13 protein-coding genes and 1 tRNA gene are annotated in these 11,555 nt (G+C 68.7%); 3 read left to right on the plus strand and 11 right to left on the minus strand.

The genetic code is table 11. The annotated features are described in order from the left end of the window. Positions 1-62: 62 nt before the first annotated feature. The gene (locus IEV96_RS07720) at positions 63-863 is read right to left on the minus strand and encodes an IclR family transcriptional regulator (protein WP_229733137.1); all 801 of its coding nucleotides are present in this window, start codon (positions 861-863) and stop codon (positions 63-65) included. A 106-nt stretch (positions 864-969) separates the two neighbouring features. On the opposite strand from IEV96_RS07720, the gene IEV96_RS07725 reads away from it, so the two are divergent. Continuing rightward, positions 970-1,725, plus strand: a complete 756-nt coding sequence (locus IEV96_RS07725; RefSeq protein ID WP_229733139.1) for an IclR family transcriptional regulator — start codon at positions 970-972, stop codon at positions 1,723-1,725. Here the strand turns inward: IEV96_RS07725 and IEV96_RS07730 are convergent. Together IEV96_RS07730 and IEV96_RS07735 are read right to left on the minus strand one after the other, a co-directional pair. Further along, on the minus strand, positions 1,722-2,018 hold the full coding sequence (locus IEV96_RS07730; RefSeq protein ID WP_188510054.1) for a Dabb family protein: 297 nt from the start codon (positions 2,016-2,018) through the stop codon (positions 1,722-1,724). The genes IEV96_RS07725 and IEV96_RS07730 overlap by 4 nt on opposite strands. Then, positions 2,015-3,856: a sugar phosphate isomerase/epimerase and 4-hydroxyphenylpyruvate domain-containing protein gene (locus IEV96_RS07735; protein ID WP_188510055.1), complete on the minus strand. Its 1,842-nt coding sequence runs from the start codon at positions 3,854-3,856 to the stop codon at positions 2,015-2,017. The genes IEV96_RS07730 and IEV96_RS07735 overlap by 4 nt, the downstream gene beginning before the upstream one ends. Before the next feature lie 169 nt (positions 3,857-4,025). Here IEV96_RS07735 and aroQ point away from each other — a divergent pair, with 169 nt between their 5' ends. Further along, positions 4,026-4,475: a type II 3-dehydroquinate dehydratase gene (gene aroQ, locus IEV96_RS07740; RefSeq protein WP_188510056.1), complete on the plus strand. Its 450-nt coding sequence runs from the start codon at positions 4,026-4,028 to the stop codon at positions 4,473-4,475. Positions 4,476-4,481: 6 nt separating this feature from the next. On the opposite strand, the gene IEV96_RS07745 is transcribed toward aroQ, so the two are convergent. From IEV96_RS07745 to IEV96_RS07770, 6 genes are all read right to left on the minus strand, one after another. Beyond that, on the minus strand, positions 4,482-5,369 hold the full coding sequence (locus tag IEV96_RS07745) for a shikimate dehydrogenase (RefSeq protein ID WP_188510057.1): 888 nt from the start codon (positions 5,367-5,369) through the stop codon (positions 4,482-4,484). Positions 5,370-5,462: 93 nt separating this feature from the next. After that, positions 5,463-6,197 carry an IclR family transcriptional regulator gene (locus IEV96_RS07750; RefSeq protein ID WP_188510058.1) on the minus strand — a complete coding sequence of 245 codons (735 nt, stop codon included), beginning with the start codon at positions 6,195-6,197 and terminating at the stop codon, positions 5,463-5,465. Positions 6,198-6,262: 65 nt separating this feature from the next. Beyond that, a complete protein-coding gene (gene dctP, locus IEV96_RS07755) occupies positions 6,263-7,309 on the minus strand; it encodes a TRAP transporter substrate-binding protein DctP (protein ID WP_188510059.1) in 1,047 nt (348 codons plus the stop codon). A gap of 80 nt (positions 7,310-7,389) precedes the next feature. Further along, positions 7,390-8,664, minus strand: a complete 1,275-nt coding sequence (locus IEV96_RS07760; RefSeq protein ID WP_188510060.1) for a TRAP transporter large permease — start codon at positions 8,662-8,664, stop codon at positions 7,390-7,392. A 1-nt stretch (position 8,665) separates the two neighbouring features. Next, a complete protein-coding gene (locus IEV96_RS07765) occupies positions 8,666-9,238 on the minus strand; it encodes a TRAP transporter small permease (RefSeq protein ID WP_188510061.1) in 573 nt (190 codons plus the stop codon). Between the two features lie 196 nt (positions 9,239-9,434). Continuing rightward, a complete protein-coding gene (locus IEV96_RS07770; protein ID WP_188510062.1) occupies positions 9,435-9,806 on the minus strand; it encodes a VOC family protein in 372 nt (123 codons plus the stop codon). 56 nt (positions 9,807-9,862) lie between these two features. On the opposite strand from IEV96_RS07770, the gene IEV96_RS07775 reads away from it, so the two are divergent. Then, the gene (locus tag IEV96_RS07775) at positions 9,863-10,282 is read left to right on the plus strand and encodes a MarR family winged helix-turn-helix transcriptional regulator (protein ID WP_188510063.1); all 420 of its coding nucleotides are present in this window, start codon (positions 9,863-9,865) and stop codon (positions 10,280-10,282) included. A gap of 82 nt (positions 10,283-10,364) precedes the next feature. On the opposite strand, the gene IEV96_RS07780 is transcribed toward IEV96_RS07775, so the two are convergent. Further along, positions 10,365-10,437: transfer RNA gene (locus IEV96_RS07780), tRNA-Glu, on the minus strand. A gap of 73 nt (positions 10,438-10,510) precedes the next feature. Then, positions 10,511-11,503, minus strand: coding sequence for an NAD-dependent epimerase/dehydratase family protein (locus IEV96_RS07785; RefSeq protein ID WP_188510064.1), 993 nt, complete (start codon positions 11,501-11,503; stop codon positions 10,511-10,513). Positions 11,504-11,555 lie beyond the last annotated feature (52 nt).

An 11,555-nucleotide genomic window follows, 5' to 3' on the forward strand; every position in this document is an offset into this window, starting at 1 on the left:
CGACGACGACAGGCGGGTCCAGTCTGCGTCAGCGCGTCTCGACGACGGAGCGGGTGTTCCACTCAATGGGTGGCCCGTTGCCGGGAGAGGTGCGGCTGGCTGCTGAGGCGGCCGAGGTTGAGGGCGGCGAGGTGCACGGCGGGGCCGATGCGCCGCGGGTCGAAATTGCCGATGCGGCCGGAGACCGAGAGGGCGGCGACCGGGCGCGACTCGGTGGTGAGGATGGGGCTCGCCGCGGCGGTGACGCCGGGTCCCGCCTCGGCGGTGGAATAGGCGAGCCCGGTGGCGCGGATGGTCTCGAGCTCGCGCAGCAGCGACGCGGAGTCGGTGATCGTGCCGGGCTGGTAGGCCACGAAGCCGTTCTCGATCACCCGCTCCACGACCTCGGGCGGCGAGAACGCGAGCAGGGCCTTGCCCGCGCCGGTCGCGTAGGCGGGCAGGCGTCCGCCGACGCGCGAGAGCAGGTACGAGGAGTCGTACCCGCGCAGGATGCCGATGTAGACGATCTCCGTGCCCTCGAGCACGGAGAGGTGCACGGTCTGCCGGGTGGAACTGCGCAGGTCGACCATGGTGGGGAGGGCGAGCGAGCGCAGTTCGTTGGGCTGGCCCGAGAGGGTGCCCAACTCGAACAGCCGCAGCCCGATGCACACCAGCCCGCCGCGGCGCTCGAGGTAGCCGTGTTCGACGAGGCTCGACACGAGGCGCGAGGCCGTGGACTTCGGGAGGCCCGAGCGGCGGGCGATCTCGTTGACCCCCATGCGGTCGTTCTGGGGCGTGAAGGCTCCGAGCACGGCGGTCATGCGTTCGATGATCGATACGGCGGCGTTCGGCTCGGCCACTGCTTCGTCACCACCCTTGGTCACTATCCATATTATGGATACATCATCTACGATATGAATACAGCATGGCCTTCCGCCGTGCCGCCGTCAATCGGGTAGCCCACGGAGCCGCCCCGGAGAGGACTCGCCCGTGCCAGCAGAACGCACCGACATGGTCGGTAAAGCCCTCTCCCTGCTCGTGCTGCTCGGCGACACGGCACAGGGCGCGACGGCGACCGAACTCTCGGTGGCTGCCGCCCTGCCGTTCAGCACGACCCACCGCCTGCTGCGCTCGCTCTCGCAGCAGGGCTTCGTGGCCTTCGACGCCGGCACCAAGCGGTACGCGCTCGGCATCCGGGTCTTCCAGCTCGGGCAGCGGGTGTCGAACGCGAACGGGTTGGCCGGTTCGTCCATCCCCGTGCTGCGTTCCCTCACCGAGCACACGCGCGAGGCCAGCATCCTCGGCGTGCTCGACACGAACCACGTTCTCACGGTGAGCAAGGTCGACGGGCCGCAGGCCTTCCGCGTCACGAGCGACCCCGGCACGCACAGCCCGCTGCACGCCACCGCGCTCGGCAAGGTGCTCGTGGCCTTCTCCGACGACTGGGAGGCCAGGGTCGCCGAACTCGACCTGTTCGCCCGCACCGAGAAAACCATCACCGACCGCCGGGTGTTCCGCGGCGAGATCGAGCGCGTGCGCGAGCTCGGCTACGGCACCATGTACGAGGAGAACGAGGTCGGCATGAGCGCCCTCGCCGCCCCCGTGCGCTCGGCCGACGGACGGGTCATCGGCGCCGTCGCGATCGCGGCTCCGGTGTTCCGGTTGCCGTTCGACGAGCTTCTCGCGTTCCTGCCCCAGCTGCGGGCCGCCGCCGCCGAGCTCTCCGTGCGCGTTCCCGCGCCCTAGGGCTCCACCTCGAAGTCGACGACGGCGAGGGACGCCTTCACGTCCTTGGAGACGGCGAGCACCGCCGCGTGGGCCGGATGCGTGGAGTACGTCTCGAGGTCGGCGAGCGTCGAGAAGTCGGCGACGATCGCGAGTTCGTGGGACGCCGGGCCGTGCAGGACGTCTTCCCCGACCGACATCGACAGCACCTCGGGGATCTGTTCGGGCAGGTCGCGGATCATGGCGATCCAGTGCGCCCTGGCCGCGGGCGTGAACTCGGGCACGAACGTGAAGACCGCGACGTGGCGGATCACGACAGGCCCGCCCGACGGGTGTGCTGTGCGGCGAGACGCACGGGCGCGTTCGTGGCTCCGTAGCCCGCGTAGCCCCGCCGCCTTTCGACGATCTCGAAGAAGACGCTGCCGAGCGACTCGGTATAGAAGTGCAGAAACTCGCCCCGCTCGTCGCGGTCGTACATGAGCTGCAGTTCGCGCAGCTGCTCGAGGAACGCCGGGTCGAGGTCGAAGCGCGAGTCGAGATCGTCGTAGTAGTTGTCGCCGATCGGCAGGAAGGACAGGCCGCGCTGGCGTGCCCGCTTCGCCGCCGCCACAGCGTCGGTCGACGCGAAGGCCACGTGCTGGGCCTGCACCGGATTCGCTACGTTCTCGGCCGGTGCGAGATTCAACACCAGCCGGACCGCGCCGCCGGGTGCGCTCATCACCTGGCTGCGCACCAGCCCGGTCGGCGCGGCGACGTCGAGCGACGGCTGCGGGTCGAGCCCGAGCACGCTCGTGCAGAACAGCACGGCCGCGTCGAAGTACTCCCACGACTGCGCGAGGTTGACGTGGTCGACCCGGGTGACGAGGGAATCGGCGGCCGGAACCGGCGCGTTCTCGAACTCCGCGACCCAGGCCGGCACGCCCGCGGCGCCGATGCGTCCGAAGAACACCTCGGACGAGTCGGGCGCCCTGACGCCGAGAAGCGGTTCGTCGCCCGCCCCTTCCTCGCGCGGCACCGGCGGAGCGAGCAGTCGGGCGGCCCGCTCTGCGGCCGCGTGCGTGTCGGCGACGTCGAACCCGAGCGCGGCGACCGCCGGCGCACCCGCCGTGGCGTCGCCGTTGTTGATCACGACCCGCGCGCCGCCCTGCGCCCAGAGTTCGACCGGCTTGGTGCGGTGCGATCCGCCGTCGTCGAAGCCGAGTTGGTAGAGGGTCGTGCGCACACGGTCGCGTTGGCCGTCCTCGGCGCGGATCTCGACGAAGTTGAACCCGACGGGCGGGTCCATCTCCGGCAACGGCTCGACCCGCATGTGGGCGCCCTCGCTCCCGTCGCGGTCGAGCGCCTCCGACGCGAGTTCCTGCAGCCACTCGAGGGACCGCATCGCGTCGATAGCGGTGCGGAACGGGTCGGTTCGGCGGAACGTGTCGTTGAAGATCTCGAGCGAGACCGGTCCGTCGTACCCCGACCGCAGCAGGTGCCCCATGAAGTCGGCGAGGTCGAATGCGCCCTCGCCCGGAAACACCCGGTGGTGGCGGCTCCACGACAGCAGGTCCATGGTGAGGCCCGGTGCATCCGCCATCTGGACGAAGAAGATCTTGTCGGCGGGGATCGTCTCGATCGCCACCGGGTCCCAGCCGCGGGAGAGGATGTGGAAACTGTCGAGGCAGTGACCGACGGCCGGGTGGTCGACCGAGCGCACGATGCGGGCCGCGTGCTCGTAGTCGGCCACGAAGCGTCCCCAGGCGAGCGCCTCGTAGGCGACGCGCACGCCGTTGTCGGCCGCGACATCGCCGAGGCGCCGCAACTGGTCGACCGCGAGCGCGTCGTCGGAGCTCACCGCCGTTCCGACGTTGCTGCAGAGCAGCATGGTGTCGATGCCGAGCCGGTTCATCAGGTCGAACTTGGCCCGCGCGCGGCGCAGATTGTGCCGCAGCTTCTCTTCGCTCACACCCTCGAAGTCGCGGAACGGCTGGTACAGGTCGAGGGTGATGCCCAGATCCACGGCGAGCGCCGCGACATCGCGCGGCGGCAGCGGTGACGACACGAAGTCGGGCTCGAAGATCTCCACCCCGTCGAAGCCGGCCGCGGCGCTCGCCCTCAGCTTCTCGTCGAGCGTTCCGCTCAGGCACACCGTGGCAATGGAAGTCTTCATCGACGCACCGCTTCTCCCTCATCGACCCGTTGCTGATCCCCCAGTGTCCGAGGGCGCATCTCCGGGGCACAATCGCCGCGCCCATCCAGTGGAACGGGCCGTGCGCACGCCGAAGCTGGCCCGCAGAATGGCGGGCAGAGCAAATACCGACGGTCAAAGGAGACAGTGCATGAACTCGCAGCGCCCCAGCATCCTCGTGGTGAACGGCCCCAATCTCAACCTGCTCGGCCTTCGCGAGCCGGGGATCTACGGGCACGACACGCTGGCCGACGCCGAGAAGCTCGCCCGCGACACCGCCGAGGCCGCGGGCTTCGACCTCGACTTCTTCCAGAGCAACTGGGAGGGCGCCATCGTCGACCGCCTGCATGAGGCGCGCGGGGTGGCGAACGGCATCATCGTGAACCCGGCCGGTTTCACGAGCACGTCGATCACCCTGCTCGACACGCTGCTGGCGGTCTCGCTGCCGGTCGTCGAGGTGCACGTGTCGAACATCCACCGACGCGAACAGTTCCGGCACTTCTCCTACGTCTCGACCATGGCCGACGCGGTGATCGCGGGCTGCGGTATCGCCGGCTACCGGTACGCCGTCGACTACCTCGTGGCCCGCACCTCGAGCTGACCCTCGTCAGCCCAGCTGCCGGGCGCCCTGGCTGCCGGCCGCGATGATGCGCTCGAAATGACGCAGCATCCGGTCGGCATCCGGCGTGATACCGGTGAAGAGACGGATTCCCTCGGCCGCCTGGAACACCAGCATGTACCCGCCGCCGACGGTGAGGCAGCCGAGCGCGCGGGCCGCGGTCATCAGCTCGGTCTCGAGGGGCATGTAGACGACGTCATGCACCCAGAGGTCGCGGCGCAGCAGGTCGAGGGGGACGGCAGACCCCGGATGCGACGGCATGCCCACGGGGGACGCGTTGACGACGCCGTCGGCCGAGGGAAGAAAACGGCCCGCGTCGTCGACGGATCCGCCGACGATCGCCGTGCGCTCGTGCGCCGTGTTGAGCGAGTCGGCCACGGCGCCCGCTCGCTCGACGTCGACATCGAGGAGCACCAGCCGCTCGACGCCGCTGCGCAGCAGGGCGTGCGCCACGGCCACCCCGGCACCGCCCGCCCCGAACTGCACGACGGTGCGCCGCGGCACGCCCCCGAGGTTCTTCTCGATCGAATGGGCGAAGCCGTACCAGTCGGTGTTGTGGCCGATCAGCCGACCGCCGTCGAACACGATGGTGTTCACCGCTCCGAGCACCCAGGCGTCGCGGGACATCTCGTCGACGTGGTCGACCGCGAGCTGCTTAAAGGGGTGGGTGATGTTGACCCCGCGATAGCCACCCTCGCGAGCCGCCTCGATGGACGCCCCCACGTCGCCGTATGCGGCGTCCCGGCTGCCGTCGAAGATGTCGTAGCTGTAGTCGAGTCCGAGCGCCGCCGCCTCCGCCTCGTGCAGCACCGGCGACAGCGACAGCTCGAGCCCGAGGCCGATGAGACCGACGCGATACGACTCAGTTGTGCCCATGCCTTGACCCCGTTGTCTCGTCGCTGATTTGTGCGTTGGAAGTGTGACCCGGAGCCCCGGAGGCGGCAATCGGCAGTGCCATCTAGTGGAACGCTACAGACGCCGGGCGAGGCCGAGGGCGGCGGTTCGCACCGCGGGACCGGCGCCGGGCGCGTCGAACGCGCCCGTGCGGCCGCACACCGAGATGGCGGCGACCGCCCGGCCCGCGCCGTCGAGGATCGGGCTCGCCACGCAGTCCGCGCCGCTGTCCGAGTCGAGCGCGATGCCGCCGGCCCGCACCCCGTCGAGCTGCGCCCGGAACGCCGAGACCCTCACGGGCGCGGCACCCACCAGGGGCAGGCCGGTCTCGATGACGCGCTCGACGGCATCCGGGGCCGAGAAGGCGAGAATCGCCTTGCCGACGGCCGTCGCGTGCGCGGGCAGGCGGCTGCCGATGCGCGCCCTCGGCGCGGGCGGGTTGCGTCCGTGGATCACCCCGACGTAGACCACCTCGACGCCCTCGAGCACGGCGAGCTGTACGGTGTGGCCCGTGACGTCGCGCAGGTCGGCCATCGCGGCGAGCGCGAGCGTGCGCAGGGCCTTCGGCTGCGCCGCCAGCTCGCCCAGTTCGAACAGCCGCAGGCCGAGCCGCACCCCGGCGCCGTCCCGCTCGAGGTAGCGGTGCTCGACCAGCTCGGAGACGAGGCGCGACACCGTCGACTTCGGTAGGTTCGCCCGTCGTGCCAGCTCGGAGATGCCGACCCGCTGGTCGTCCGCTCCGAAGCATCCGAGCACGATGGTGACGCGCTCGATGACCGAGACGGCGTCGCTCCACTGCGAGGTGCGCATCATTCATCCGATACCGGCGCGAGGGGAGCGGGCCTTGCCGGTCCGCTCCCCCAACCGCGCTGGCGTCAGTTCACCATCCCGCGGATGGCTTCGTACAGCTCGAGACGTTCGCCGTCGTAGTAGCTGCCGAAGAACTCTTCCGCCTGCTCGATGAACGCCTCCTTGTCGACCTCGTCTTCCTCGACCACCGTGTACGAGGAGTCTGCGCGGTACTCGTCGAGGATCTTGTTCGTCTCCTCTTCGACGCACTCGCGGTTTTCCGCCCGGATGCCGTGGATGGTTTCGTCGAGCAGTTCGGCCTGCTCGTCGCTCAGCTTGTCGTAGGTGTTCTCGCCGACGACGAGCCAGTGGATGCCGACCTGGTGGTTGTTCAGCGAGGCGACCTTGAGGATCTCGTCGAAGCTCTGCGAGTGCGTCGCCACGATGGGGTTCTCCTGGCCGACGGCGATGCCCTGCTGCAGCGCCACGTAGATCTCCTCGTTCGCCACGGCGACGGGCTCGACGCCCATGGCCTCGGCGTTCGCCAGGAACTGCGGCGAGTCGGGGAACCGGATGGCGAGGCCCTCGAGGTCGTCGGGGCTTTCGATCGGTGTGTCCTTCGTCGTGAAGGTGCGGTTGCCGAAGAACCAGCCGTCGACGATGCGGGTTCCGGTCTCCTCGTTGAAGCTGGCGAAGAGGTCGGATGACTCGTTGTCGATCCAATCGAAGGTGTGGTCGACGTCGTTGAACACGTAGGCCGCGTCGACGACGCCGATCGGCTCGTAGGTGGCGCTCAGCGCCGAGGCACCCTGCAGGTCGATGTCGATGTCGCCGGCCTGCACGGCCGCGAAACGCTCGGTGTCGGGCCCGAGCTGGCTGGCCGGGAAGAGGTCGACGGTGAAGCCGATGTCGGCCTCCTCGAGCCGCTCCTTCAGCAGCTCGACGCCGCAGTAGAAGTTGGGTGTGGTCTCGGGCTGGCTGGTGGCGACCGTCAGCGTGACGTCTTCGTTGCCACCTGAATCGCCTCCCCCGCCGTCGTCGGCGGGCGCGGCACATCCGGCGAGAAGGAGCGCTCCCGCCGTCAACACCGACGACGCGAACACGACCCGGGACTTGCTGTGAGCGTGGCTCATGTGAATCTCCCTTGTACTGTGCGGTTGCCGGAGCCACACGGCCCGGCACTGGACGGCCCGAACCGGGCCGAAGTATGGAGTTATAGCCCGAGCAGGTCGGGAACGATCGTGACGATCTGGGGGAAGACCGTGAGCAGGAGGAGCACGGCGACCAGCGGGATCAGGAACGGCAGCACCCCGCGGAAGACGACGCCCATCGGTTGCCGCGTGATCGACCCGACCACGAACAGCACCGCGCCGACGGGCGGGCTGAGCGATCCGATCATGAGGTTGAGGATCATCACGACACCCAGGTGTACCGGGTCGATGCCGAACTGCGCCGCGATCGGCATCAGCACCGGGACGAGCACGAGGATCACCGGCGGCGCCTCGAGGAACGTGCCGATGAGCAGCAGGATGACGTTCAGCACGAGAAGGAAGACGATGGGATTGTCGGTGAGCCCCGTGAGCCACTGACCGAGCACGCGGGAGACCTGCTCGCGGGCCAGCACCTGACCCATGAGGTTGGCCGCGCCCAGGATCAGCAGGATTCCTCCGGTGACGACCACGGTTTCCTTGGCCGACTGGATGAGCACTTTCAGCGAGAGCGTGCGGTAGATGGCACCGAGAACGATCATGTACGCGGCGGCGACCCCGGCACCCTCGGTGGGTGTGAAGATGCCGCCGATGATTCCGCCGAGAATGATGACCGGCGTGAACAGCGGGCCGATGACCCGGACCGTGGCGGCGCGGAACACCTTTCCGTTGAAGGGACTGCCTTCCATGCCCTCGCGTTTGCGGGCCCAGATGAAGATGTACAGCGCGAGCCCGAACGTCATGAGCATCGCGGGCAGGATCGAGCCGGCGAACAGCGCACCGGTCGAGATCGATGCCGTCGCGGCGAACAGGACGGCCGGGATGCTCGGCGGCATGATCGTGCTCAACAGCGAGCCCGACGCGCTCAGCCCGGCGGCGAATCCGTAGGGATACCCCTGTCGGATCATCTGGGGAACCTGCACCTTGCTCAGTGCCGCCGCGTCCGCGAGGGCCGATCCGCTGATCCAGGAGAAGCCGACGCTCGTGCCCAGGTTCACGTAGGCGAGGTTGCCCCTCAGTCGCGGCAGGCTGGCGAGCGCGAAGTCGAAGAGCCTGGCGGCGATCCCGAGATGGTTCGCTATCGCCCCGACGAAGATGAATAGCGGCACCGCGAGCAACGGGAAGCTGTTGATGCCGTCGACGACCGACCGGATGGCCAGACCGGCGGAATTGCCGTTGGTGTAGAAGTACAGCATGCTCGACGCGATCATCGCGAAGGCGACGGGGACGCGCAGCAGGAGCAGCGCCGACATCACCAGGAGGTAGACGGTGAGGTCCATGTCAGCCCTCCATTTCGGAGATGTCGAGCCGGGGTTCGGGGCGGTTCGCGGCGAAGATCTTCACGATCGAGTGCAGTACGCCCGAGAGGAAACCGATCAGGGCGAAGATGTAGATCACGGCGAGCGGCATGTGCAGCACCGTCGTGACCCGTCGCCAGCCCTGTTCGATCATCAGCAGCGACTCCCACGCGAGAGCCGCGCACGTGGCGACCATAACGAGGGCGGCGAAAACGCGCAGGGCCACGAAAAGTTTTTTGCCCTGCAGGATCGAGTCGAACGCTTCGATGACGATGTGGCCGTTTTTTCCGATCAGGTACCCCGCGGTGATGAACGTGAGGGCGACCATCGACAGTCTCGCGACCTCGCCCGCGCCGACCCACGCGATGGGCGGAATGTAGCGACCGATCACCTGGTACATCACGCCCGCGAAGATGAGCGCGAAGAATACGGTGCCTGCCCAGAGTTCGACCCGAGACAGCCAGCGGATCGGAGCGGGCAGGTGGTGGTCGGCTTCGGGCGGCGGCACGGCCGCGTTCGCCGGCGAGTCGGCACTGTTCGCCGGGTGGTCGCTCACGAGCCACACCGGACTCGTCGGATGCCGCCGAATGGGCGGGGCAACGATGCGACCTTTGACATCATCAACCTCTCTGTCAATGTGCGGGCTCGTGCCGCTGACTGCGACTCTGGGCGGTCGGCAGCCCGCACACAAGCGACCGTCCCAGCGAATGGAACGCACCGTCAATAGATGTGAGGATATATGTCAGATCAGATCAGCCCCTGGTGGCTCGATCGTGGACGGTCACCGAGTAGCCGTCGAGATCCTGGAAAACGAAGGTCGTGCCGAACGGGCCGTCGAAGGGCTCCTGGACTACGACGGCTCCGGCGGCGACCACGGTCGCGTGCAGCGTCACCGTCTCGGGGTCGTGCAGCCAGAGAGCGACACCGAGTCCCGCCGGGCCCGCGTCGAGATCGACGCCTGGTGCTGCGTCACGAACCGCGAAGGTCGGCTGGGTGTCGAAAACGACCGCGTGCGGCGGCGAGAAGGGTGCGCGGGTGAGTCCGACGACGTTTTCGTAGAAGGCTGCCGCCTTCTCGAGGTCGCGCACTTGAAGGGCGATGAAATCTGGACCGGTGACGGCCATGGTGGTTCTCCTCTATGTCAGTTTCCTTACATGCAAGAGTATGTCAGGATACTGACATGGGCAATACGCAAGTCGGATACGCGCTGAAGCAGGCGCAATCGCTTCTCCACCTCCGCATGGAAGAGGCGTTGCGGCCGCTCCAGCTCACCGTGTCCCAGTACTCCTGCCTGCACCACCTGCGCCGCGAACCCGGAATCTCGGCGGCGGCGCTCGCCCGGGGCACATTCGTCACCCGCCAATCCATGAACGCGATGTTGCAGCAGCTCATCGACCGCGGCCTGGTGGCACGGCCGCCCCGCGCCGAAAGCGGGCGCGCTCTCCCCACGCAGCTGACGCCCGCGGGATCCGATGCCCTGGACGCCGCGCAACACCTCGTCGACGGCGTCGAGCAGCGGATGCTCGGGCGCCTGTCGGCAACCGAGAGAGCCGCTCTGGCTCGCGGACTCGCCTCGTGCGTCGGTTCGCTCGAAGGCTGAGCGACAGACCGCGTCTCGGCCGTGCCGCCGAGGCATAAAAAATGCCCGGTTCCCCTGATAAATCAGGGGAACCGGGCTGTTGTGACCCCAACCGGATTCGAACCGGTGTTACCGCCGTGAGAGGGCAGCGTACTAGGCCGCTATACGATGGGGCCGAAAGCAACTAGATGAGTATGCCATACGCGTCGAGCACTTCCAAACCGAGGCCCCGGTGGCCCTTCGACGGGCTCAGGGACCGGCATTCAGCAGCGCCGCCTCCTTCTCGGGCGGCAGGCCGACGACGGGGCGGTCGGGTCGTTGCGGTGCGACTCCCCCGATCCCGCGCAGCCAGCGCCCCGTGTCGCCGACCGTGTCGGCGAGCGGTCGCACCGTCAGTCCGGCGGCCAGCGCCGTGCTGACGTCGGCGCGGTGCATGCCGTCGGCGTCCGCCCCTGGCGGAATCCAGATCGGCAGCTCGAGCCACGGCTCGATGCCCACGGCGGCGATCTGTTGCGGAGTGAACCAGCGCAGCCGGGCGTCGGATCCGGTCGCGGCGACGCACGCCTCGAGCACGTCGCTCATCGTCGTGACGTCGGGCGGGCCGACGACGCTCACCGCTCCGGTCGCCGCGGTGTCCAGGCCAAACGCCGCGAGGTCTCGAGCGTCGATGTACTGCACGTGGGCCTCCGCCGGACCGGGCGCCACCACCTCGCCGCCGCGAGCGATGCGGGTGAGCCACCACGGCAGCCGGCCGATGTTCTCGCGCGGGCCGAGGATGAGCCCGGCCCGTAGCAGGAGGGACCGATCGCCGAAACCCGCGAGGGCGCCCAGTTCGCCGCCCCGTTTGGCGCGGGCGTAGTCGGAGTGGTCCAGATCGTCGGCCGAGGCCTCGACCACGGGCGCATCCTCGCGCGCGTAGGCGGCCGTCGGGTACGTGTGGACCGAACGGGATGACACGTAGACGTACTTGCCGGCGCGACGAGAGAGGAGAGCCGCGGCATCCGTCACCGCTTTCGGCGACCACGACCAGGTGTCCACGACGAGGTCCCACTCGCCGACGGCCAGGGCGTCGAGACCTCCGGGAGCCGTGCGGTCTCCCACGAGCGTGGTCACGTCGGCGCGCGGTTCACGGGTGCCGCGGTTGAATACCGTCACGTCGTGCCCGCGGGCGACGGCCTCGTCGACGAAGGCGTGCCCGACGAACTCGGTGCCGCCCAGGATCAGGACGCGTTTCGCTGTCATCACCCCAGCGTCGCGCACCCGAGCCTGGTCGCCAAGCGATTCTGCTCTCGGC

The organism is Conyzicola nivalis (genome assembly GCF_014639655.1).
Taxonomy (GTDB): domain Bacteria; phylum Actinomycetota; class Actinomycetes; order Actinomycetales; family Microbacteriaceae; genus Conyzicola; species Conyzicola nivalis.

What these genes read in the sequence shown, in the direction of transcription:
- IEV96_RS07735 (WP_188510055.1), bottom strand. Translation starts at nt 3,856, where the DNA reads ATGAAGACTTCCATTGCCACGGTGTGCCTGAGCGGAACGCTCGACGAG.
- aroQ (WP_188510056.1), top strand. Translation starts at nt 4,026, where the DNA reads ATGAACTCGCAGCGCCCCAGCATCCTCGTGGTGAACGGCCCCAATCTC.
- IEV96_RS07745 (WP_188510057.1), bottom strand. Translation starts at nt 5,369, where the DNA reads ATGGGCACAACTGAGTCGTATCGCGTCGGTCTCATCGGCCTCGGGCTC.
- IEV96_RS07750 (WP_188510058.1), bottom strand. Translation starts at nt 6,197, where the DNA reads ATGCGCACCTCGCAGTGGAGCGACGCCGTCTCGGTCATCGAGCGCGTC.
- dctP (WP_188510059.1), bottom strand. Translation starts at nt 7,309, where the DNA reads ATGAGCCACGCTCACAGCAAGTCCCGGGTCGTGTTCGCGTCGTCGGTG.
- IEV96_RS07760 (WP_188510060.1), bottom strand. Translation starts at nt 8,664, where the DNA reads ATGGACCTCACCGTCTACCTCCTGGTGATGTCGGCGCTGCTCCTGCTG.
- IEV96_RS07770 (WP_188510062.1), bottom strand. Translation starts at nt 9,806, where the DNA reads ATGGCCGTCACCGGTCCAGATTTCATCGCCCTTCAAGTGCGCGACCTC.
- IEV96_RS07775 (WP_188510063.1), top strand. Translation starts at nt 9,863, where the DNA reads ATGGGCAATACGCAAGTCGGATACGCGCTGAAGCAGGCGCAATCGCTT.
- IEV96_RS07785 (WP_188510064.1), bottom strand. Translation starts at nt 11,503, where the DNA reads ATGACAGCGAAACGCGTCCTGATCCTGGGCGGCACCGAGTTCGTCGGG.